The following is a 22,208-nucleotide window of genomic DNA, read 5'->3' as shown; positions in this document are numbered from 1 at the left end:
GCTTGAAGGAAAGGAGCACGCACGCGCCGACCCGCGGCCCAGTCGAACGGGTGAGCCTGATGAGATGGCTGATCGACGGCTACAACCTGATGCACGCGGCCGGACGGATGGACCGTCGGTTCGGCCCCGACGGCCTGCGCAGGGCCCGGCAGCGGTTCCTGAACGAGCTGGCGATCACGCTCGGCGAGCGGCAGGCGTCGTCCACCACCATCGTCTTCGATGCGTCGACGCTCCCCCTGAACCAGGCGCCCGAGTCGACCTTCAAGGGGATGACGGTGATCTACGCGATCGACGACGAGGACGCCGATACCCGGATCGAGCGCCTGATCGCCCGGGATTCGGCCCCGCGGTCGCTCACGGTGGTGTCGAGCGACCGGCGGATCCGGAGGGCCGCCGAGCGGAGGCGGGCGACCTCGCGGTCGTCGGACGACTTCCTCGATTTCCTCGATCAATTGCGATCGCGTCGCCGCGTGCCGAAGCCGCTGGAGTCGGCCCCCGACGATCTGGAACGCGCCCGCCCGGATCGCCCGACTCCCGAGGAGGTCGATGCCTGGGTCCTCGAATTCGAGGAGCCGATCGCGTCGCTCGATCAGGCTCGCCAGGATGCGGCCCCCTCCCTGGACTGGTGGAGCGACCTCGACCTGGACGAGGTGGCCCGGGAGGTGGAGCGGGAATTCCGCCAGCATCTCCGCGTCATGCCCCGCAATCCGAGACGCTGAGGTCGTGCGGTGGGGTCTGGCAGCGTGCCTTGTTCGTTTGGTAAAACCAATTTCCGAAGCACGCCGCGAGGATCGAATCGAGGCTCCGGCCCCGACCCGCCTGGAGTTGAGCGGCTCGCCGTGGTCGACGGTGACGGCCCTCGATCCGCTCCTCCGCCGGGCGTCTCGATCTTCGACCGAGCGGGGCGGCCTGGCCCGGACTGGCTCTCGTTCCACCGATCCCTCGGATCGACGAGCCGATCGTCCCCGTTGCGGTCGATCCGATCGCCATCGCTCGGGGGCGACGGGCCGAGACCGCGGCCAGCCTCGTCTCGTGTGCTCGCACCGCCCCTCATTCTCATGGTACGGGACTCATTGGGTTCGACCGACTCCCGAAGCCCGAGGCCGACTCGAATTCCGAAGGATAGCGACCGACGATGAAGATTCACGAATACCAGGGCAAGGACCTCTTGAAGGCCGCCGGAGTCGCCGTCCAGGAGGGGAAGGTCGTCTCGACCCCCGAGGAAGCCGCGAAGGCCTTCGAGCAGCTCGGGTGCGAGCTGGCGGTGGTCAAGGCCCAGGTCCACGCGGGGGGCCGCGGCAAGGGGATCGCGATCGGCCCCGACGCCGACCGGGCCGACGCCCTGGCCATCGCCTCGGGACAGAAGCCTCGCCCCGACGGGGTGGCCCGCGGCGTCCAACTGGTCCGGAGCGCCGACGAGGCGCGCAAGGCCGCCGAGAGCCTGCTGAACAAGACGCTCATCACCTATCAGACCGGGGTTGATGGGGCGAAGATCAACAAGATGCTCGTCGCGGTCGGCCACGACATCTCGCGGGAGCTGTATCTGGGCCTGGCGGTCGATCGCGCCGTGCAGGCGCCGGTCCTGATGGCCTCGACCGAGGGCGGTGTCGAGATCGAGGAGGTCGCCCAGAAGACCCCCGAGAAGATCCACCGGGAGACGATCGACGTCGGGATCGGCCTGGCCGATTTCCAGGCCCGCAAGCTGGTCAAGGCGTTGCAACTGGAGGGGCCGGCGGCGAAGAACGGCCAGAAGTTCTTCAAGAACTTCGTGCGCTTCTTCCTCGATTCCGACTGCTCGCTCGCCGAGATCAACCCCTTGATCGTGACCGACGCCGGCGAAGTGCTGGCGCTCGACTGCAAGCTGAACTTCGATGACAACGCGATGTACCGCCACCCCGACATCGCCGCCTTGATCGACCCGGCCGAGGAAGACGCGAACGAGATGAGGGCCGCCGAGCACGGCCTGTCGTACGTGCAGCTCGACGGTGACATCGCCTGCCTGGTCAACGGGGCCGGCCTGGCGATGTCGACGATGGACGTGATCAAGTATCACGGCGGCGAGCCGGCGAACTTCCTCGACGTGGGGGGCGGGGCGAACAAGGATCAGGTGCTCGAGGCGTTCCGGATCTTGCTGGCCTCGGACAAGGTCAAGGCGGTCCTGGTGAACATCTTCGGCGGGATCATGAAGTGCGACACGATCGCCGCCGCCCTGCTGGCCGCCTACGACGAGATCGACTTCAAGCTCCCGCTCGTCGTCCGCCTGGAGGGGACGAACGTCGAACAGGGGATGAAGCTGCTCGAGGAGTCGGGCCGGAAGATCATCACCGCCAAGGGTTTGACCGACGCGGCCCAGAAGGTCGTGGCCGCGGCGCAGTCGTCCTGATCGGTCTCGGGCCGGTTGGGTCAGCACGGCCGAGCGTCGGTCAGGCGACCGGGAATCATCACGTGGGGTGGGCGCCGCCCATCGTTTCAGAAATCGGTGGGGTCGCCCACCTTGACTCGCCCTGAACTCACAAAGAAGACCATGAGCATCCTTGTCGACAAGAACACCCGATTGATTTGCCAGGGCATCACCGGGAAGGCCGGGGCCTTTCATTCGGAGCAGTGCAAGGCCTACGGCACGCAGCTCGTCGGCGGCGTGACCCCCGGGAAGGGGGGGACGACGACCCTGGGTGTGCCGGTCTTCGACACGGTGGATGAGGCGGTGACCGAGACGGGGGCCGACGCCTCGATGATCTTCGTGCCGCCGCCCTTCGCCGCCGACTCGATCATGGAGGCGGCCGACGCCGGCATCCGGGTGATCATCGCGATCACCGAGGGGATCCCGGTGCTGGACATGGCCCGGGCCGTGGCCTACCTGAAGGCGCATCACCCGTCGGCCCGGCTCGTCGGCCCGAATTGCCCGGGGGTGATCACCCCGGGGGCCTGCAAGATCGGGATCATGCCGGGCTATATTCACAAGCCGGGTCGCGTGGGGGTGGTCAGCCGATCGGGGACTTTGACCTATGAGGCGGTCTGGCAGTTGACCAACCTGGGCATCGGCCAGAGCACCTGCGTCGGCATCGGCGGCGACCCGGTCAACGGCACCGACTTCGTCGCCGTCCTGAAGATGTTCCAGGACGACCCCGACACCGATGCCGTGATGATGATGGGCGAGATCGGCGGCAACGCCGAGGAGCAGGCGGCAGCCTATGTGAAGTCGGGGGCGTTCACCAAGCCGATCGCCGCCTTCATCGCCGGCCAGACGGCCCCTCCCGGCAAGCGGATGGGGCACGCCGGCGCGATCATCTCGGGCGGGTCGGGCAAGGCCTCGGACAAGATCGCCGCGCTCGAAGGGGCGGGGATCCTGGTGGCCAAGAGCCCGGCCGACATGGGGGTGACGCTCAAGGAGGCCATGGCCAACGCCTGACGGCATCGCCGGCCGGTTTTCCCCCTCGATCCCCCCCCTTTTTGGAGCGACCGTTGGCGCCCGATCACTCTGACGAGATCCGGGAACCGGGAGGCCCGGCCCGCGAGGGAGGGGGCGAGAATCCCTGGACGACCCTCTCCGGCGCGGTCCACTACGAGAACCCCTGGATCGCGGTGCGGGAGGATCAGGTGATCCGGCCCGACGGTTCGCCCGGGATTTACGGGGTCGTGCATTTCAAGAATCGCGCGGTCGGCGTGCTCCCGGTCGAGGAGGATGGCTCGCTCTGGCTGGTCGGGCAGTACCGCTATCCGCTCGATTCCTACTCGTGGGAGATCCCGGAAGGAGGGTGCCCGCCCGACGAGTCTCCGGAGGAGACCGCCCGCCGCGAGCTGGCCGAGGAGACGGGGCTGACGGCCGAGCACTGGGAATCGCTCGGGACGATGCACCTGTCGAACTCGGTGAGCGACGAGGTCGCCTACCTGTATCGGGCCACCCGGTTGACCCGGGGGCAAGGCCAGCCGGAACCGACCGAACGACTGCAAGTGCGCCGGGTCTCGTGGGACGAGGCGCGTGCCATGCTCGATCGGGGCGAAATCACCGACTCGATGAGCATGGTCGCCCTGCTGAAGGAGGCTCTCCGTCGCCCCTGAGCCCCGGCCTGCGGTCGTCGTCGCCGAGAGGGGTCGGATGGATCGAGATTCACCGACGTCGCGATGCCATGACGGGACCCGTCGCCCGTGCCAGCGGTGACGGATCCGAACTCAGGGGGCGAAGACCGATGCTCGCAATTCAGAAGATACTCGTGCCCCTGGATCACGAGGCCGAGCCGCCGAACGCGGTGGATCGGGCGATCCGGCTCGCGGACCATTTCCACGCCTCGATCACGTTGCTGGGGCTCGTGCAGGAATTGCCCTGGTACGCCCGGATCGCCTTGCACGACGCGGACCGCGTCGACCAGGCCGTCCTCGACGACGCCCGCCGGCGGGTCGAGGCGGCCGCCGACCGGGTCTCGGCGGCCGGGGTGGGCGTGGAGACCCGGGTGGCCCGCGGGCGTCCCGCCGTGGAGTCGGTCCGCGAGGCGGTCCGGGGCGGCCACGACCTGCTCGTGAAGGATGCGGCGGCGTCCGATGAGGGGGCCTTCCACTCGGCGGATCGGCAGATCTTGCGGACCTGTCCCTGCCCGGTCTGGCTCTCCCGGTCGGGCGGGCCGAGAGATCCCGGGGCCAGGGAACGGATGTTGGCGCTCGTGGATCCGGCCCCGATGGGCGGCGCCCCCGAGTCGTCGGCGGATCGGGAGTCCGTCGGCACTCGCGTCCTCGACCTGGCGGTGGCCCTGGCCGACGCCGATGCGGCCGAGCTGATCGTCGCCCACGTCTGGGACGCCGAGGCCCAGGGGATCCTCCGCAACTGCGGATACAGTGACGAGCAGATCCAGACCTATGTGAACAATGTTCGGTCCGGGGCCGCCCGGGCGCTCGACCGCCTGGTCGCGCGGCACCGGGGGCGGATCGGCTCGGAGGCGGTGCAACTGCTCCGGGGGGCGCCGAACGCGGTCATCCCCGAGTTCGTCGAGGCGCAGCGGATCGACGTCATCATCATGGGGACGATGGCCCGATCGGGGGTCGCGGGCATGCTGATCGGGAACACGGCCGAGTCGCTGCTCGGCCAGGCCTCCTGCTCGATCCTCGCGGTGAAGCCCGGGGGGTTCGTCTCGCCGATCCACGCCGACGCCCCGGACGACCCGGGTCGCCCGGGGTGATGGGCCCTCAGCGTCGCGTGCTCTGATGCGAATGCGAGGGTCCTCGCCGCGGGGCGGGGGCGTCGAGGGGCGGGGAGATCCGGGATTCAGGGGAGTGTTCCGGAACACCCGCTTTCTTCGCCGCCGCTTCTTTGCTATGATCAAAATCGGTTGGTTTGACGACCGAGAGAGCGAGGTGGGACCGTTACTGGCGCCTGCATCCGTCTTCCTCCTTCGCCGTTCCCGCCAAATCGGGCTTACGCTGAGCCCCTTTCTCTCCGGCCCGGAAAGTATCGAGGGGCCGGTCTGTCTGCGTCCAGGAGAGTTGTGGTGGGTAAGAAACTCTACGTCGGCAACCTGACCTACTCGGTCAACAGTTCAGACCTGGAGCAGTTGTTCTCGCAGTTCGGTACCGTCCAAAGTGCTCAGGTGATTGAGGACCGCGAGACGGGCCGCAGCAAGGGCTTCGGCTTCGTTGAGATGGATACCGAGTCCGAGGCCCAGGCCGCCATCGACGGCCTGAACGACCGCGAGCACGACGGCCGCCGGCTGACCGTGAACGAGGCCAAGCCCCGGGAAGACCGCGGCGGCGGCGGCTACGGCGGCGGCCGGGGCCGGAGCGGCGGCGGCGGCGGCTACGGCGGCGGCGGTGGTTACGGGGGAGGCGGCGGCCGGCGTTATTGATCGCCCGCCACCACGAGGCTTTTCGGGGAGCTCGCGCGTGCGGGCTCCTCGTCCGCTCCGGCGGTCGCCCCTGGAATGGCATCCTCGGTGACCCGTTCCCCAACCACCGGGAGGCCTTGATGAGTTCGAAGCATCTGCACATGCCGGTCTCGACCCGGGCTCGCTGCCCGGTCTGCCAGCAACCCGTCTACTCTCGGGCCGGAATTCATCCGCAATGCGCCGTCCGGCAGGCCGAACCGCCTCGCCCCAAGGCCAAGGCGGCCAAATCAGCCTCCGAGTCGCCGGCCCCCGTCTCCGGGGGCAACGAGGCGGTCTGAGTCGTCGCCCGCGCGTCTCCGCCTCGGCGCGGCCCGAACGGTGTGTTTGACGAGCGGTCGCGGAGCCCTCGACGCTCCAGGTCCTCGGGACACCGTCGAAATGAACGTTGCGCGCGGAAGGCTCGGATGCAATCGCCTCCAGGCCGACCGGCCATCGGATGATCAACCGGGGGATCGTGCTCGCCAGACGAGCGCGTGCCCCCTGACGCATCGACACCGATACCGCCCGTCCCTCGGCCGCCTGACGCGGAGGTACTGCGCGCCGCACCCGCGACAGGTCGCTTCCCAGCGTGCCGCCCCCTCGGCCGACGGCGGGGCGGCGGGCTTGCGGGCGGGATCGCCCTTGTACTCGAAGGTCAGGGGAGACCGGGCGGCGCACTTGCAGCGATAGCCGCGCAGGCTCTTCGGTTGCCGGTAGAAGTGGGCCGTCTGATTGCACGAGGGACAGGTGGCCTGCCAGTCGCCCGGCTCGACGACCGCGCTCGACGAGGACTCGCAGGAACGGGGGGTCGCCCCCAGTTGCCTGGCGATCGCCTTCCAGGCCGGCCCGTGGCCGGCCCCCGGCCCGGCGATCGCGTGGGCGATCTCGTGCAGGAGGGTGTCGAGGACGGTCTCGGCGGGGCTATGCCGGGCATAATACTCGGAGATCTCGATCTGCTTCGTCGCGTACTTGCACGCCCCGAGCCGTCGCCTGGTCCTGGCCAATCCGAATCGCCACTCCTGCAATCCGTACCTGGCCAGTTCCCTGCGGGCGACGACGTGGAGTTGCTCCAGATCCATGGGGATGACTCACCCGGGGGTTTGGGGTCCGCCGCTCGCGAGCGATCGCAGTGCGGATCGCGTCGGCAATTATCGTCGAATTCCCCCGCCGACCGCCAGGAGCGTTGAGCCTTTTCCCGGATGGTCTCACCTGCGGGCGCTGATGCCGGCCTCGATGGTTTCGACCTCACGTGCGGCCGGAGGCGGGAGGTGTTGCACGCTTGATCCCCTGCAGGTCGTCCGGGAGGATGGGCGGATCGAGGGCCGGTGCCGGACCCGGACCCCGATGGGTTCATCACTCCTGTCTGAGGGCGTGCCATGAGTCGACCCCGGTTGAGCCGATGGTTTTACGGGATTCTTGCCGGACTCGTGGGCCAGGGCGTGGCCTCCGGTTCGGGTCCCGAGGAAGGCCGGCCGCCCAATGTGGTCCTGATCGTGGCCGACGACCTGGGGTATGCCGAACTCGGGTGCTTCGGCCAGAAACGGATCAGGACGCCGGTCCTCGACCGCTTGGCGTTCGAGGGGATGCGGCTGACCTCCTTCTACAGCGGCAGCCCCGTCTGCGCCCCGGCCCGCTGCACGCTGATGACCGGCAAGCACACGGGCCATTCCTTCGTGCGGAACAATGGGAACCCCCCGGGCCGGGTCCGGGACGACGATCGCGGCCTCTTCCCGGGCCAGAATCCCATCCCCGACGATGAGGTGACGCTCGCCGAGCTGTTCAAGCGTCGGGGGTACGCGACCGGGGCGATCGGCAAGTGGGGGCTCGGTTTCGAGGGGTCGTCGGGCGATCCGAACCGCCAGGGCTTCGACCTCTTCTTCGGCTATCTCTGCCAGGCCCACGCGCACAATCACTACCCGAGGTTCCTCTGGCGCAATGGCGAGCAGGTCCCGCTGCCCGGCAACGATCGCGGCCAGACCGGCGCCATCCACGCCCAGGAGCGGTTCTCGGAGGAGGCGCTCCGGTTCGTCGAGGAGCATCGGGATCGCCCCTTCTTCCTCTACCTGCCGTTCACCATCCCCCACGTGTCGATCCAGGCTCCCGAGGAATGGATCGCCCGGTACCGTGGCACGCTCGGCGACGATCCCGGATGGATCAACGAGAGTCCGAGGGGTTATACGTCGCACCCGACGCCCCACGCCGGCTACGCGGCCATGGTCAGCTACCTCGACCACGAGATCGGTCGCATCCTCGACAGGATCGACGAGTTCGGCCTGACCGGAGAGACGATCGTCCTCTTCACGTCGGACAACGGCCCGACCCACGACCGCGTGGGGGGGGCGGACAGCGCCTTCTTCGACTCCAACGGCCCGTTCCGAGGCCTGAAAGGGCAGGTCTACGAGGGCGGCCTGCGCGTGCCGACCATCGCCCGATGGCCCGGCCGCATCCCCGAGGGGACCGAGAGCGACGCGGTCGGCTACTTCCCCGACCTCCTGCCGACGCTCCTCGACCTGGCAGGGGCATCGGACCTGATCCCCGAGTCGATCGACGGCCTGAGCCTGGCGCCGACCCTGCTCGGCTCCCCCGGAGACCAGGCCGGGCACGACTGGCTCTACTGGGAATTCCCGGGCTACGGGGGGCAGCAGGCCCTCCGGCTCGGCGACTGGAAGGGGGTTCGCACCGACCTGATGCGCGGCGAGGATCTGGGTCTTGAGCTCTACAATCTCGCCTCCGACCCCGGGGAATTGCACGACCGCTCGGCAGAACACCCGGAGATCGTGGACCGGATCGAACGCCTGATGTTCGAGGCGAGGGAGCCTTCGGCCCTCTTCCCGATCCCGGTGCTCGACGCCCTGGGGCCGCCCGATGATCGGCCTTAATTCGCCAGGAAAGGGCCCGGCGGGCGTCGGCCGTTGAGCGGCGTCCCGAGGCCCGCCCAGTAGAGCCGGATCGAGCCGTCGTGGCCCGCCGAGGCCAGGGTGCGGCCGTCGGGGGAGAAGGCCACCGCGTTGACGCCGCCGTCGTGGTCGGTCAGGGACAGGTGCGCCTCGCCGGTGGCGACGTCCAGCAGGGAGACGACCCCATCCTGCCCGGCCGTGGCCAGCAATCGCCCGTCGGGGCTGAAGGCCAGGTCGCTCAGCTCCTCGGCGTGTCGCAGCATGCGGCGGACCCGTTCCCGGCCGCTCGAAGCGTCCCAGAGGATGACCGAGCCGAGGTTGTCGCCACCGGCCAGGACCCGGCCGTCGGGGCTGAAGGCGATGCAGGTCACCGCCGAGGTGGCGGAGGTGGTCGAACCGGCCGCGAAGGAGCCGAGCCGGCGCCTCGTGCGCAGATCGAAGAGCAGCACCCGGGCCTCGTCGTCGGCCACGGCAAGCACCCGGCCATCGGGCCGGAAGGCCAGGCCCCGAATCTTGGCCCCGCTCCCCGGGAGCCGGGCGTGCTCTTTTCCGGTGGCGGCGTCCCAGAGGACGACCTCGCCGAGGTCGCCGCCGGCGGCCAGGATCGCCCCATCCGGGCTGAAGGCCAGGTCGCGGACCCGGGCGTCGTGTCCCCGGTACTCCCTGGAGAGCCCGCCGGCGTCGAGGTCCCAGCCGAGGATCCTCCCGAGGAAGTCGGCCGACACCAGGAGTCGCGTGTCGGGGGCCATCGCCAGGCACGAGGACCAGCCTTCGTGCCCCTCGAACTCGCCGAGCAGCGCCCCCGACTCGAGATCCCAGACCTTGACCAGCCCGTCCCCGCCGAACGAGGCCAATCGACGGCTGTCGTTCGCGAACGCTACGTCCCAGGCCTCGTCGGCGTGGCCCTCGAGCTGAGGGAGATCGGGGAGCGGCTCGGGGTGCCAGAGCATCACCTGGCCGTTCCCCATGCCGATCACCACGTCGGGCTTCCCCGGGAGGAATTCGGCGGCGTTCACCGGGCTTGAGAGCCCTCCGAGCGGCTCGCTGCCCGTCTCGATGCCGGTTCCGATCACGGCGGCCCGCCTCGATTCGTCCGCAACGAAGAGCCGATCGCCGTCTCCCGAGAAGACAACGTGATTGATGAGGTCGTCGGACCACGGTTCGGAGCGGACCAGGCGGCCGGTCGTCGCGTCCCGGTATTCCAGCTCGCGGCCCGCCGTCGAGACGATCGGCCCGCCATCGACGGGGGCGGCCGAGAGGAAGGCGTTGTCGGCCAGGGGGATGCGACGGGCCCTCGCCTTCGCCTGCAACGGCAGGTCGAAGAGGATCAGGTCGCGCGGTTCCCCCGCCCCCGCCCGGCGTTCGATCGGCAGGATCGAGGCGACGCATCGGCCGTCGGGACGGATCGAGAGTTCCCTGGCCTCGCGGACCAGGACGATCGACAGCCGACGGCCCGTCGCGAGCCCCACCTCGATCGACTCGACCAGCGGGACTCCCCTGCCCTCGTCCCGACGGCCAACCACCAGGGTCGACCCGTCGGGGGAGAAGGCGCCCGGAATCGCGAGCTCCAGGTCCTCCACCTCGACCAGGTCGACCCGGCCGTCGGTCAGGGAGAGCAGCGCGAGGGCCTCTCGACGATCGGCCTCGGCCTTCTGCTCGGCGTCGAGCGGGGGCGAGGCGACCGTCCGCCACCGATCGAGGTCGTCGATCAGGCGGTCATCGACGTTGAGCACCGCCAGCGATCCGTCGGGGGTGATCGGCCCGACCGACCACGTGTAGAGGCCCCCGAGGGCCGGCGGGGGGAGCCTCCGCACGCGGGGGCGTTCCCCGGACCGGGAGTCGAGCCGCCACCAGCCGACGCTCCCCCGGGTATTGGCCAGCACGTCCCCCCGAGTCCCGGCGGCGACGTGCTCGACCAGGCCGGGCAGGACCCCCAGGACCGTGCGATCGCCCCGGAGCCGGCGGTACAGGTAGTGCCAGGCGAAGTCGAGCTGGTCGTCGCCGTCGAGGGCGGGGACGAGCTGCAGGAGCCGCTGCTGGGCCTGCGTCACCCGACCCCGGTTGGCGTCTTCCTGGGCGAGGGCGAGCGTGGCCACGTACCGCAGGCGACGCTCCCCCTCCAGCGCCCGCTGGGTCTCGGCCCGGGCGAGTTCCAGCCGGGCGTTCGAGCGGGACAGGGCGATCGCCGAGCCGAGGCTCAGGGCGATCGTCAGCACCCCCAGGCCGACCAGGGCCGCCCGGGCCGGATGCCGGGCCGACCACCGCGCCAGGCGGTGCACGCGGCCCAGGGGGCGGGCCTCGGTCGGCTCGCCGGCCAGCACCCGGTCGAGGTCCTCGGCCAGCGCCCGGGCCGATCGGTAGCGCGACTCGGGCCGTTTCTCCAGGCAGCGGAGGCACACGGCCTCCAGGTCCTTCGGGATCTCGGGGCGGGCCTTCCGGAGGGCCTCGGGGGGGCGGGAGAGGACCTCGTGCATCAGCTTGATCGGGGTCTCGGCCTGATGCGGGGGCCGTCCCGCGAGCAGCTCGAACAGGATCGCCCCCAGGCCATACAGATCCGCCGGAGGGCCGATGGCATTCGGCCGGCCCTCGATCAGCTCGGGGGCCATGTAGGGCGGCGTGCCCATCGGCCGGGCGGCGGTCGACGTGCTCGGGGCCGAGTCGAGCAGCCGGGCCAGCCCGAAGTCGGTGAGTCGGAGGACCGGGTCCCCGTCGGGAGCGTGCGGCGGCTCGATCAGGACGTTGCCGGGCTTGAGGTCGCAGTGCAGGAGGCCCCTCGCGTGGATATGGGCCACGGCCTCGGCCAGGACCCGGGCCAGCCGGGCCGCGAGGAGCGGGTCGAGCGGCCTCGGCTGCTCGCGGAGCCATCGCCCCAGGTTCGGCCCCTCGCAATAGGCGCTGGCGATGTAGCAGATGGGGCCGACCTGACCGGCCTCGAAGACCGGGACCAGGTGCGGGTGGTCGAGCCGGGCGGCGATGCGGGCCTCGCGGAGGAAGCGTCGGCGCGTGTCGGGGGTGACCAGGGCGTCGGCCCGGGGGAGTTTCAGGGCGACCATGCGGTCCATGTCCGGGTCGTAGGCCCGGTAGACGACGCCGAACCCCCCTCGACCCAGCTCGCGATCGATCACGAATCGGCCGAGGGGGGGGAATTGGCCGTCGATGGCCCCGGGGCCCGGCTCGGCCGACGCCTTCGGGCGACCCGGGGCGGGTCCCTCATGCTCGGGCCGCCCGTCCGGATGCTGGTGCAGCAGGTGCAGGAGCTCTCCCAGTTGCTCCAGCTCGACCCGCTCCGGACCGGGCCAATCGTCGGGGAGGGTGTCTCCCTGGAGCAGGAGCTCGTCGAAGTCGGTCTTCGCGAACCAATCGGGGAGCGAAGGGACGCGCGAATCATCCCCCTCGGTCGGCTTGTCGTCGGTCGGGTCGTCCGCCATGATCGTTCGCCCTCCTGACGATTGTGGACTCCGGGCGGGGACGGCCGATTCTCCTCGCCATCGGGACGATCCGATCGACCCCCCCACCCATCGACCAATCATAACACGTTGCCCCCCGCGGCGGGAGCGCCCGCCGATGACCCGACGCTCGGCCCCCCGATCGGATTCCCTCCGCGGCTTCTCCTCGACCGATCGGCCACGAGGCCGAACGGCCATATTGGTAAGCCCTGGACGCCTGCTCCCCGATCGTCAGGCACGCCATGGCCCTGATCGACACGCCGGCGACGCGTGATCCCATTCAGCAACGCGCATGAAAAAACCCGCCGTCTCGGCGGGTTTCTCGTGAGCTGGGGAACTAGGATTCGAACCTAGACTACTTGATCCAGAGTCAAGCGTGCTACCGTTACACCATTCCCCAATTCGGAGAGCAGCCGAAGACACCACGAAGCGGTGGTGAAAAAAAACGGGGCGAGGATCCTCGATCGAATCACGTCGAGTGGAACCAGGCAGGAGGGATATTTAATCAACACCGGGGCCGGAGTTCAAGGCCGATTGGCAGGGTCGCTCGCCGAATCGTTCGAAGTTGCGGGAAAATCGGCGAGATGAGCGGATGCGGCTATAGGAGAGAAGAGAAGGGAGAGGAGGCGATTTGCGAAGTCGGGGACATCGCATGGAGCCGGTTCGACGTGGTTTCGGGACGAGCGGGGATCGCCGATGTACCGAGGGCCGAGGCCGGTTGATTGGCCTCGGCGGGAAGGTTCGTGTGGGGGGACCGGACTCCAGGGGGTCAGAGGCGACGATGGCCTTGAGGGGCGCGGCCCCGGAGGGGGCGGGGCTGTCCGGGCCGGGGGTCGGGAGGGATCAGGGGGCCGGCCGGAACAGGAGTTCCTCGGCAGTCCGGGTGAGGAGCCAGCGTCGGTCGTCGTCATCGAGGAAATCGAGATGCGATCGGATCAGGTCGATGCTGCTTTCATACGAGTGATCGACCACCTGGAACGGGCAATCGCTTTCCCACATGCAGCGGCGGGGTCCATAGGCGTCGATCACGCGGCGAATCAAGGGGGCCAGGTCACGGTAGGGAGGTCCCATGGGACTGAGCGCGTAGAAGGCCCCGATCTTGACATAGGCATTGGGGTTCCGGGAGAGATCGCAGAGGGCCGCGATGTCGGCCGATCGGAACTGGCCATCGACGCCGATCCGGGCCAGGTGGTCGACGATGAACGCGGTCTCCGGATAGGCCCGGCAGGCCCGATCGACCTCCGGCAACGCATCAGGGTCGATCAGGAAGCTGATGGCCTGCCGCGTCTCGGGGGCCTTGGAGAACATCGCGTCGTAGCCGGGGTGATCGAGCCACCGATCGATCGGGAGGTTGAGCAACTGCGGTTGGACGCGGAAGGCTCGGACCCCCTTCGTCGCCAGGGCCGCCATCTCGGCGGCGGGGTCCCGGCCCTCGGGGTCGATGATCGCCGTGCCGACGAAGCGATCGGGGTACGCGGCGATCATGTCGAGCATGTACGTATTGTCGAATCCGTAGTAGCTCATCTGAATCAGGTTCACCCGACCCACCCCCGAGGGGCGGCACGTCGCCAGCAGCTCCTCGGCCGTGAACGAGGGGGGCTGCATGTCGTCGCGGGTGAAGCCCTCGGCAAGGGGGTAGCGATCGAGGTCGGGTGTCCAGATGTGGGAATGAGCGTCGATGTAGGGCTCGTCTTCGATCGAGAGCGGGGCCACCCGGGCCTGCGCATCCACCTGGGCATCCGTCCGGGCGGCATTCCGCTCCTGGGCCGCCCCGCCGGCGCGGCGCGGTCGTCCGGCGAGGGAGAGGCCGGCGACCCCGGCCAGGGCTGCCCCCATCAGGTTGCGTCGGGAGATCGTCGTCGATGGGAGAGTCGTCGGGCCGTCCGGACGCCCCGGTTCGAGGTCGTTTGATTCGATTCCCATCGCGAGTGCTCCTTGGGCGGTATCCAGCGGCAGTCGGATTTCGGGCGGACCAATCGGACGGCTATCGCAGCACCCCGAGCGACGCGTGTCAAGCATCGGCATCCGATTCTCATCACGCGATCGCCAGGGGGCGTGACGCCTCATCGGCCGGGATTGCTGCGTGCTGGCCCGGCCCGGGGTGGCGGTTTACCATCGGGTTGATTGCGCGGCGTGCACCAAGCGGTCGCTTCGGTCCCAATCAGAACTCAGAATCGAGTAGCGTCATGCGTCGAAGCCCCTCGAACGATCGGACCGACCCCGTTTCCGAGAAGGTCCGCCTCCTCCGGGCCGCCTACGAGGACGGGCGGTTCGACCTGGCCCTCTCGCTGGCGGAGTCGATCCGAGACACGATTCACTGCGATCGCCAGAAGTCGGAGGATCCGGGGCCGGCGCACCTGGATGCCGACGGGTTCGTCGCCGTCGGGGAGCTCCCCGGGCCCTGGGCCGACTGGGCACGCGGCTGGGAGTTCGTGCAGGCCCTGTCATTGTTCGAGACGATCGGGCAGGCTCGTGATCGCGAACCGATCGAGATTCGCCTCCGACTCCGGGCCGACCAGGCGACCGACCCGGCCCGGGAACTCCGGGTCGCTCGCGTCGACCCGGCGCTCGGGACGCTGGAGGAGTTGCCCTCGCAGGTCTCCGGGGTGACCCGGTCCGATCGGGGCTGGCGATGCCGCCTGGCCTTCCTCGCCGACGTCCCCCAGCACGACCGGTCCTCCTACCTCGTCTTCACCGGCAACCCCAACGCCGAGCGCCCGGAGTACGTCACCGACCTGACGGTCGACGGCGAGGGCTACGCGCTGGAGATCAGCAATCAGCATTACGTCGCGCAGCTCTCCGCGCAGGTCGGCCAGCTCGAACGCCTGGTCTCTCGTCGGCAGCACGGCCTGGAGCTCTACGCCGGGGGCAAGGGGCACGGCGAACCCCCCGGGATCGACTGGGCACATGATTATGTCGACCAGGGGTCATTCCAGAAGCTCCGGGTGCGCAACTGGGCCGAATGCCCCGATTACGAGATCGAGCGGGGCCCGGTCTTCGTCCGGGTCCGGCGCTGGGGATTCCCGCACAGCCCCATCCACCCGCTCTTCACGCCGAGCCGCATGCACATCGACCAGACCTACACCTTCCACGCCGGCCTCCCGTACTTCGTCAAGGAAGGGACCATGGAGGTCATCAAGGATCTCCGGATCGAGGCCATGCGCGACGACGAGTGGGTCTTCTCCGGCTACTCCTACACGAACCTCATCTGGTTCGACGCCTCGGGCAAATTGCACGACGGCCCGATCCCCCCCGAGTCGGCCGACGATCTCTGGGGCGTCGGGTTCTACAACGACCGCAGCCACGACGCCTTCCTCGCCTTCTGGCTGGAGCATCGGGTCGAGGGGCACGACCGGATCGACCACTCCGGCTCGCCGACCCTCTTCTACGAGGGGCACGGGCAGCTCTGGAGCCGATACCCGGCGCAGAAGACGCTGCTGAAGGCCGGCACCGTCTTCCATCAACGCAACGCCTATCACCTGTTCGCCCACTCGGGGAGCGATGACGCCGAGTCCCTGGAGGCCATGCGTCATCGGCTCTTGAATCCGATCGAGTGCCGCGCGGACGGACTCCCCCAGGTTCCCCGCCCGCAGGCCCTCGGTGCGCTCGCCCGAGGCGGAGAGACCGAGGAGTTCGGGCCGCTCAAGCGCAAGATCTGGCAGGCCCTGCATCGGGTGAAGGACGAGCAGCTCTACACCGCCGAGGCCAGCATCGTCGACCTCGGCTACGTCTACGATGTCCGCGTCCGGGCCGGGATCGCCCAAGTGCTCGTCACCATGCCGCACCGCGGCCGCCCGGTCCACGATTTCCTCGTCTCCCAGGGCGGAGGACGGGTGAGCGAGGGGATCCGCGAACATGTGCTCAGGGTCGACGGGATTCGGGACGTCGTCGTCGACCTGACCTGGAACCCCCCCTGGACGATCGCCCGCCTGTCCGATCAGGGACGCCAAGCGATGGGCCTGGAGCCGTCCTGATCGGACGATCGAGCCTCAACCGGCCCGGAACCCGGAGGAGGAAACGGGATCGTCCTCCCCGGGGTCCGGGCACACCTTCGCGTCCAAAATCAGGGATAGGCGTACGGCGCGTCGAGTCCCATCGGGATCCCGAGCATCCAGTAGATCACCAGGAAGACCGTCCAGGCCACGAGGAAGACCACCGAATAGGGCAGCATCAGCGACACGAGCGTGCCGATCCCCGTCCCCCTCACGTAGCGCTGGCAGTAGACCACCACCAGGGGGAAGTAGGGCATCAGGGGGGTGATGATGTTCGTGGTCGAGTCCCCCACGCGGTAGGCCGCCTGGGTCAGCTCGGGAGAGATGCCCAGTTGCATCAGCATCGGCACGAAGATCGGCGACAGCAAGGCCCACTTGGCCGAGGCCGATCCCACAAGCAGATTGACCGACCCGGTCAGGAGGATGATCCCGACGATCGTGACCTGCGGCGGCAATCGCAGCGCCCGCAGGCCGTCGGCCCCCTTCAGCGCCAACAATGCACCGATGTTCGAGTCATTGAACGCCTTGATGAACAAGGACGCGAAGAAGGCGAGGACGATGTAATACCCCATCGCCGCCATCGACTTGCTCATCCCCTTGACGATGTCCCGGTGGTCGTTGACCGTCCCGGCCACGTAGCCGTACACGACGCCCGGGATCAGGAAGAGGAGGAAGATCAAGGGGACGATCGATTGCATCAGCCGGGCCCTGGCGTCGGTCAAGCCCCCTTCGGGCGACCGCAAGGGGGAATCGGCCGGCATGCTCAGGACCCCGAGCGCGACGATGCTGCCGACCATCGCCACCAGGGCGGCCACCAGCCCTCGCCATTCGCGCTTGCCGAGCGACTCCATCGGCTGCAGGTCGGAGAGGTCCCCGTCGACCTTCGTCATGGCCAGCCGAGGCTCGATGACCCGGTCCGTCAGGTACCAACCCAGCAGGATGATGAGGGCCGACGACGCCGCCGTGAAGTACCAGTTGCAGAGCGGGTTCACCAGGCGGTCGGAGTCGATCACCTGCGCCCCGGCCTGCGTCAAGCCCTGGAGCAACGGGTCGATCCCCGACGGGATGAAGTTCGCGCTGAACCCCCCCGAGACCCCGGCGAAGGCCGCCGCGATCCCCGCCAGCGGATGCCGCCCGGCGGCATGGAAGATCACCCCCCCGAGCGGGATCACCAGCACATAACCGGCGTCGGCGGCCGTGTGGCTGACGATCGCCACCAGGATGAGCATGGGCGTCAACAGCGAACGAGACGTGATCCCCAGCAGGGCCTTCAATCCCGCATTGATGAAGCCGGTGTGCTCGGCCACCCCCACCCCGAGCAGGGCCACCAGCACCACCCCCAGCGGGTGGAAGCCGACGAATGTGGCGACCATGTTCGCCAGGAAGTCGGCCAGGCTCTCGCCGGTCAACTGGTTCTGGATCCGGATCGGCTCCTGGGTGACGGGATGGATCTCGGTGAACTCGATCGGGGCGAGCGCCGCCGACGCCCCCCAGACGACCACCATCAGGATCAGGAACAACACCGCCGGATCGGGCAGCATGTTGCCGAGCCGCTCGATCAGGTTCAAGGCGCGATCGATCGCCGATCTCCGGCTCTCGGGGTCGACCCCCGTGACCTGGGCGGGCGGGTCGGTCGCGTCGGGGGGCATCTGCGGCTGCTCGGGCTCGTCGTTCATCGGTCGCGTTGCTCGCCGATCGGGCCAAAAAGGGGCGGACCGAGTCGGGCTCGCCGCCGAGCCCCTCCGCCTCGACCCGTCCCGATTCTGACACGGACGGCGGGCCACGCAAGGGGGAGCCTCCCGCGACGGGGCCGGTCCCCGGCCGACGGGTTCGCGATCGACCGGGGTTCGGACGCCCTCCCCTTCCCGACTCAGGCCGACGCGTACCAGAGCGTCGCCAGCACGTGGCAGGCCGACCCGGCCAGGACGAACACGTGCCAGATCAAATGATGGAACTTCATCCGGTGCGCCGCGTAGAAGGCCACGCCGATCGTGTAGGCCATCCCGCCCGCCACCAGCAAGGCCAGCCCCCTCGGGTCCATCCGCTCGGTCACGGGGCCGACCACGAGCAAGATCAACCAGCCCATCACCAGATAGAGCCTGGTCCCTTGATAGGGGCGCAGCGACCCCGCGGCGATCGTCCGGCCGATCCCATACAGCGCCAGGCTCCAGACCGTGCCCAGCAAGAGCCAGCCCCAGGTCCCCCGCAGCACGCCGAGCGCGAACGGGGTATACGTCCCGGCGATCAGCAGGAAGATGGCCGCGCGGTCCACGACCTCGACCCGCCGCTTCGTCCGGCCTTCCGGCAGCGCATGGTGGAGCGCCGACGAGAGATAGACGACCACCATCGTCGTCCCGAAGATCGCCGCCGCCACCGCCGCGGTCGTCCCGCCGACCTCAAGTGCGCTGCCGATCAGGAAGGGGAAGACCATCAGGGCCGCCAGGAACCCGAGCCCGTGGCTCAGGGCATTGGCCCGTTCCTCGGCCTTCGTCCAGGGCCGCCATTCCTGCTCCTGCTGATCGCTCATCCAGTGGTGTCCGGCGTTCCGCGGTCGAACGGATTTGGGGATTCGTGGGTGGTCCACCTTCATCGGCTCGTTCCCCCGGCTCGTTCGTCTTGAAATGATAGGACCCGATGCCGCCGCGCTCTCGCTCATCTAAGATGGAAAAGCCTGAGCGATTGCGCAAATCAGGCCCGCCCCTCGCCCTGGACTCGCCGCCGTCATCCCTTGAGATCGGCTCCTGAGGATTTCTTCGATGAATCGGAATGCCGCCGTGGTGAACTTCGTGCGTTGGCAATCGACCGTGTTGGCCGCTTTGTTCGTTGCAACCCTCACCTTGACAACGGTTTCCGGCCAGGATGACGCCAAGCCTCGCGATCGCGTCTCGGAACTCCAGGAGCAGATCGAGGAACTCACCCGGGAACTCGAGGCGATCAAGGACGAGGAGGCCGAGCCTCCCGACCCCGGACCGCGGGCCCCGGCGGTCGACCCCGACTGGGTCGATCGCCTCCGGTGGCGGGCGATCGGCCCGGCCAACATGGGGGGGCGGATCATCGCCCTGGCGGTCGTCGAGTCCGACCCCAGCACCTTCTTCGTCGCCACGGCCTCGGGAGGGTTGCTCAAGACGACGAACAACGGCATCACCTTCGCCCACCTGTTCGACCGCGAGGCGAGCGTCTCGATCGGTGACGTCGCCGTGGCCCCCTCGGACCCGAACATCGTCTGGGTCGGCACCGGGGAGCAGAACCCGAGGAACTCGGTCTCCTACGGCGACGGCGTCTACAGGTCGACCGACGGCGGCACGACCTGGGCCAACATGGGGCTGGCCGAGTCGTTCCAGATCGGCCGGATCGTGATCCACCCGGAGGACCCGCAGACGGTCTACGTCGGGGCCCTCGGTCGGCTCTACGGGCCGAACGAGCAGCGCGGGCTGTTCAAGACGACCGACGGCGGCGCGACCTGGGACAAGATCCTCGACCTGGACGAGGACACCGGGGTCATCGACGCCGTCATGCACCCGAACGACCCGGACACCCTGCTCGTGGCCGCCTACGAGCGTCGTCGCGACGAGTTCGACGTCGGCGACCCGGCCGTCAAGTACGGCGAGAAGGCCGGCATCTACAAGACCACCGACGGCGGCCGATCGTTCACGCGGATCACCGAGGGCCTGCCGACCTGCAAGCTCGGCCGCATCGGGCTGAACTACTCCCGGTCGAATCCGGAGGTCGTCTTCGCCATCGTCGAGTCGGAACGCATCGGCGAGGGGCCCCGGATCCCGGAAGGCAAGCAGCCGGCCCTGATGGGCATCCAGGGGGAGGACTCGGCGATCGGCGCCGGCCTGACCGCCATCACCCCGGATGGCCCCGCCGCCCGGGCCGGCCTGGAATCCGGCGACGTCATCACCCGGATCGACGGCACGAAGGTCGAGCGGTATCAGGATCTCATCGACGTGCTCCGGTCGAAATTCGCCGGCGAGACCGTCTCCGTCGACGCCCGGCGGGGCGACGAGGAGAAGACCTTCGAGCTGACCTTTGCCGCGCGGCCGACCCAGCAAGGCCCGCGACTCCCCTTCGCGTCGTCGCTCGGCGGCCAGCAGGAGAACAAGCAGGACGAGCAGGGGGACGAGGGGTTCGAGACCGGCGGCGTCTACAGGTCGACCGACGGCGGCGAGACCTGGACCCGGATCAACAGCCTGAACCCCCGGCCGATGTACTTCAGCAAGATCCGCGTCGATCCCTCGGACGAGAAACGGATTTACGTGCTTGGTATCGCCCTGCACCGATCGGAAGACGGGGGCAAGACCTTCACCGCCGACGGGGGCCAGGGTGTCCACGCCGACCACCACGCCTTGTGGATCGACCCCCGAGACGGCCGCCATCTCATCCTCGGCACCGACGGCGGGACCTATGTCTCGTATGACCGCTGCGAGCACTGGGACCACCTGAATCACCTGGCCCTCGGCCAGTTCTACCACGTCGCGGTCGACACCAGGCGATTCTATTCGGCGTACGGCGGCCTCCAGGACAACGGCACCTGGGGAGGCCCGGTCGCCACCCGGAACGGCCAGGGGCCGACCGATGAAGACTGGCTCCGGGTCGGCGGCGGCGACGGCTTCCGGTGCCGCGTCGACCCCGACGACCCCGACCTGATCTACTACACCAGCCAGTACGGCGCCCTCCAGCGGGTGGACCTCCGCACCGGGGAGCGCGGCAGCATCCGGCCGCCTCGGGTCGAGGGGGTCCGCTACCGGTGGAACTGGAACACCCCGTTCCTCCTCTCGAACCACAACCCGAAGATCTACTACGCGGCGGGCAATTACGTCTTGAAGTCGCTCGACCGCGGGGACGACCTGCGGATCATCTCCCCCGAGGTCACCCGGACCGACCGCGGCAGCGCCACGGCCCTGGGGGAGTCTCCCGTCGATCGCGACGTGCTCTACGTCGGGACCGACGACGGCAAGCTCTGGGCGACCCGCGACGGTGGGTCCGGGTGGGCCGACGTGACCGAGGCGCTCGGGCTGCCCGGCCCGAGGGGCATCAGCTCGATCGAGCCGTCCCGATTCGAGGCCGGACGCTGCTACGTCGCCGTCGATGCCCACCGCAACGACGACGACAACCCCTACCTGTTCGTCACCGAGGACTACGGCCAGACCTGGGACGCGATCGCCGCCGACCTCCCCCGAGGCTCGACCCGATGCCTCCGGGAGGACGTGACGAACCCCGACCTGCTCTACTGCGGGACCGAGTTCGCCCTCTGGTTCTCGGTCGATCGCGGCGGGTCGTGGCAGTCGCTCAACAGCAACCTGCCGACCGTGGCGATCCACGAGATCGCCGTCCATCCGACCGCCGGGGAGATCGTCGCCGCCACGCACGGCCGGAGCCTCTGGGTGCTCGACGTGTCTCCGCTCCGCGAGATGACCGAGGAGGTCCGCGAGGCGAAGGCCCACCTCTACCGCCCCCTGCCCGCGGTCCGATGGAAGCGGGAGCCGATCCGAGGTGGGACCAACCGGAAGTTCTACGGCGAGAACCCGACGGACGGGGGCGTGCTCTACTACTCGATGACCGAGGAGGCCGAGGAGGTCTCCCTGACGGTGGTCGACGCGGCGGGTCAGGCCCTGCAAACCCTCAGGACCTCCCGGCAACCGGGCCTGCACCGGGTCGTCTGGGACCTGACCCGCAGGGAGGACGGGGGGCGGAGGCGTTCCCTGGGCCGTCCGGCGAGGGGAACTCCGGTCCCTCCCGGGACTTACGGCATCATCCTTGAGGTCGACGGCGCGACCTTCCGGCAGACGATCCGGGTCGATCGGGACCCGACCTTGCCCGTCTCGGAAGCCATCGTGGCCGACGCCGACTGGCAACCGATCAACGAGGAGGAAGAACCGAAAGGGGCCAGGAACGAGGCGGTGGACTTCGACTGACCGGCCGGCCGATCGGCCGGCCCACTGCATCGGTGACCGCCCCCGGGCCGCCCGGGAGGCGGCCGATTGTCGGGTTGCCGGTTGATTTCTCGGGACGGTCGGGACC

At 69.0% G+C, this 22,208-nt stretch carries 15 protein-coding genes and 1 tRNA gene; 10 read left to right on the top strand and 6 right to left on the bottom strand.

Annotation, left to right across the window (positions count from 1 at the left end; genetic code table 11):
• Positions 1–59 precede the first annotated feature (59 nt).
• From AB1L88_RS06120 to AB1L88_RS06090, 7 genes are all read left to right on the top strand, one after another.
• Complete coding sequence (locus AB1L88_RS06120) at positions 60–719, top strand: NYN domain-containing protein (RefSeq protein WP_367095749.1); 660 nt, start codon at positions 60–62, stop codon at positions 717–719.
• 416 nt (positions 720–1,135) lie between these two features.
• Positions 1,136–2,383 carry an ADP-forming succinate--CoA ligase subunit beta gene (sucC, locus tag AB1L88_RS06115; RefSeq protein ID WP_367095748.1) on the top strand — a complete coding sequence of 416 codons (1,248 nt, stop codon included), beginning with the start codon at positions 1,136–1,138 and terminating at the stop codon, positions 2,381–2,383.
• A 141-nt stretch (positions 2,384–2,524) separates the two neighbouring features.
• The gene (gene sucD / locus AB1L88_RS06110) at positions 2,525–3,409 is read left to right on the top strand and encodes a succinate--CoA ligase subunit alpha (protein ID WP_367095747.1); all 885 of its coding nucleotides are present in this window, start codon (positions 2,525–2,527) and stop codon (positions 3,407–3,409) included.
• Between the two features lie 77 nt (positions 3,410–3,486).
• The gene (locus tag AB1L88_RS06105; protein ID WP_367095880.1) at positions 3,487–4,059 is read left to right on the top strand and encodes an NUDIX hydrolase; all 573 of its coding nucleotides are present in this window, start codon (positions 3,487–3,489) and stop codon (positions 4,057–4,059) included.
• A gap of 128 nt (positions 4,060–4,187) precedes the next feature.
• Positions 4,188–5,168, top strand: coding sequence for a universal stress protein (locus tag AB1L88_RS06100; RefSeq protein ID WP_367095746.1), 981 nt, complete (start codon positions 4,188–4,190; stop codon positions 5,166–5,168).
• A 309-nt stretch (positions 5,169–5,477) separates the two neighbouring features.
• Positions 5,478–5,831, top strand: coding sequence for an RNA-binding protein (locus tag AB1L88_RS06095; protein WP_367095745.1), 354 nt, complete (start codon positions 5,478–5,480; stop codon positions 5,829–5,831).
• A 119-nt stretch (positions 5,832–5,950) separates the two neighbouring features.
• Complete coding sequence (locus AB1L88_RS06090) at positions 5,951–6,148, top strand: hypothetical protein (protein ID WP_367095744.1); 198 nt, start codon at positions 5,951–5,953, stop codon at positions 6,146–6,148.
• 162 nt (positions 6,149–6,310) lie between these two features.
• Here the strand turns inward: AB1L88_RS06090 and AB1L88_RS06085 are convergent, their stop codons facing one another.
• The gene (locus tag AB1L88_RS06085) at positions 6,311–6,928 is read right to left on the bottom strand and encodes a SprT-like domain-containing protein (RefSeq protein ID WP_367095743.1); all 618 of its coding nucleotides are present in this window, start codon (positions 6,926–6,928) and stop codon (positions 6,311–6,313) included.
• Positions 6,929–7,225: 297 nt separating this feature from the next.
• On the opposite strand from AB1L88_RS06085, the gene AB1L88_RS06080 reads away from it, so the two are divergent.
• Positions 7,226–8,728, top strand: coding sequence for an arylsulfatase (locus AB1L88_RS06080; protein ID WP_367095742.1), 1,503 nt, complete (start codon positions 7,226–7,228; stop codon positions 8,726–8,728).
• Here the strand turns inward: AB1L88_RS06080 and AB1L88_RS06075 are convergent.
• The 3 genes from AB1L88_RS06075 to AB1L88_RS06065 form a co-directional block, all read right to left on the bottom strand.
• Positions 8,725–12,174 (bottom strand): protein kinase, encoded by a 3,450-nt coding sequence (locus AB1L88_RS06075; RefSeq protein ID WP_367095741.1) that lies wholly within the window; start codon positions 12,172–12,174, stop codon positions 8,725–8,727. The two genes, AB1L88_RS06080 and AB1L88_RS06075, sit on opposite strands and share 4 nt — an antisense overlap.
• 347 nt (positions 12,175–12,521) lie before the next feature.
• A tRNA-Gln gene (locus tag AB1L88_RS06070) sits at positions 12,522–12,592 on the bottom strand.
• 443 nt (positions 12,593–13,035) lie between these two features.
• On the bottom strand, positions 13,036–14,115 hold the full coding sequence (locus AB1L88_RS06065; protein ID WP_367095740.1) for an amidohydrolase family protein: 1,080 nt from the start codon (positions 14,113–14,115) through the stop codon (positions 13,036–13,038).
• Between the two features lie 263 nt (positions 14,116–14,378).
• Between AB1L88_RS06065 and AB1L88_RS06060 the strand changes: the two genes are divergently transcribed.
• Positions 14,379–16,166, top strand: coding sequence for a metal-sulfur cluster assembly factor (locus AB1L88_RS06060; RefSeq protein WP_367095739.1), 1,788 nt, complete (start codon positions 14,379–14,381; stop codon positions 16,164–16,166).
• Positions 16,167–16,255: 89 nt separating this feature from the next.
• On the opposite strand, the gene AB1L88_RS06055 is transcribed toward AB1L88_RS06060, so the two are convergent.
• Both AB1L88_RS06055 and AB1L88_RS06050 read right to left on the bottom strand, forming a co-directional pair.
• Entirely contained in the window at positions 16,256–17,833 is a 1,578-nt protein-coding gene (locus AB1L88_RS06055; protein ID WP_367095879.1) for an AbgT family transporter, read from the bottom strand.
• A gap of 221 nt (positions 17,834–18,054) precedes the next feature.
• The gene (locus tag AB1L88_RS06050) at positions 18,055–18,711 is read right to left on the bottom strand and encodes a hemolysin III family protein (protein WP_367095738.1); all 657 of its coding nucleotides are present in this window, start codon (positions 18,709–18,711) and stop codon (positions 18,055–18,057) included.
• A 229-nt stretch (positions 18,712–18,940) separates the two neighbouring features.
• On the opposite strand from AB1L88_RS06050, the gene AB1L88_RS06045 reads away from it, so the two are divergent.
• Complete coding sequence (locus tag AB1L88_RS06045; protein WP_367095737.1) at positions 18,941–22,102, top strand: PDZ domain-containing protein; 3,162 nt, start codon at positions 18,941–18,943, stop codon at positions 22,100–22,102.
• Positions 22,103–22,208 lie beyond the last annotated feature (106 nt).

Source organism: Tautonia sp. JC769 (assembly GCF_040717455.1).
Lineage (GTDB): Bacteria > Planctomycetota > Planctomycetia > Isosphaerales > Isosphaeraceae > Tautonia.
The sequence above is the reverse complement of the archived record's forward strand: the minus strand, read 5'-3'. Positions and strand labels throughout refer to the sequence as shown.

Coding starts and splice junctions, on each gene's coding strand:
- AB1L88_RS06050 (WP_367095738.1), bottom strand. CDS start 18,711: ATGAGCGATCAGCAGGAGCAGGAATGGCGGCCCTGGACGAAGGCCGAG.
- AB1L88_RS06090 (WP_367095744.1), top strand. CDS start 5,951: ATGAGTTCGAAGCATCTGCACATGCCGGTCTCGACCCGGGCTCGCTGC.
- sucC (WP_367095748.1), top strand. CDS start 1,136: ATGAAGATTCACGAATACCAGGGCAAGGACCTCTTGAAGGCCGCCGGA.
- AB1L88_RS06055 (WP_367095879.1), bottom strand. CDS start 17,833: ATGCCCCCCGACGCGACCGACCCGCCCGCCCAGGTCACGGGGGTCGAC.
- AB1L88_RS06060 (WP_367095739.1), top strand. CDS start 14,379: ATGCGTCGAAGCCCCTCGAACGATCGGACCGACCCCGTTTCCGAGAAG.
- AB1L88_RS06080 (WP_367095742.1), top strand. CDS start 7,226: ATGAGTCGACCCCGGTTGAGCCGATGGTTTTACGGGATTCTTGCCGGA.
- AB1L88_RS06065 (WP_367095740.1), bottom strand. CDS start 14,115: ATGGGAATCGAATCAAACGACCTCGAACCGGGGCGTCCGGACGGCCCG.
- AB1L88_RS06075 (WP_367095741.1), bottom strand. CDS start 12,174: ATGGCGGACGACCCGACCGACGACAAGCCGACCGAGGGGGATGATTCG.
- AB1L88_RS06120 (WP_367095749.1), top strand. CDS start 60: ATGAGATGGCTGATCGACGGCTACAACCTGATGCACGCGGCCGGACGG.
- AB1L88_RS06045 (WP_367095737.1), top strand. CDS start 18,941: ATGAATCGGAATGCCGCCGTGGTGAACTTCGTGCGTTGGCAATCGACC.
- AB1L88_RS06085 (WP_367095743.1), bottom strand. CDS start 6,928: ATGGATCTGGAGCAACTCCACGTCGTCGCCCGCAGGGAACTGGCCAGG.
- sucD (WP_367095747.1), top strand. CDS start 2,525: ATGAGCATCCTTGTCGACAAGAACACCCGATTGATTTGCCAGGGCATC.
- AB1L88_RS06100 (WP_367095746.1), top strand. CDS start 4,188: ATGCTCGCAATTCAGAAGATACTCGTGCCCCTGGATCACGAGGCCGAG.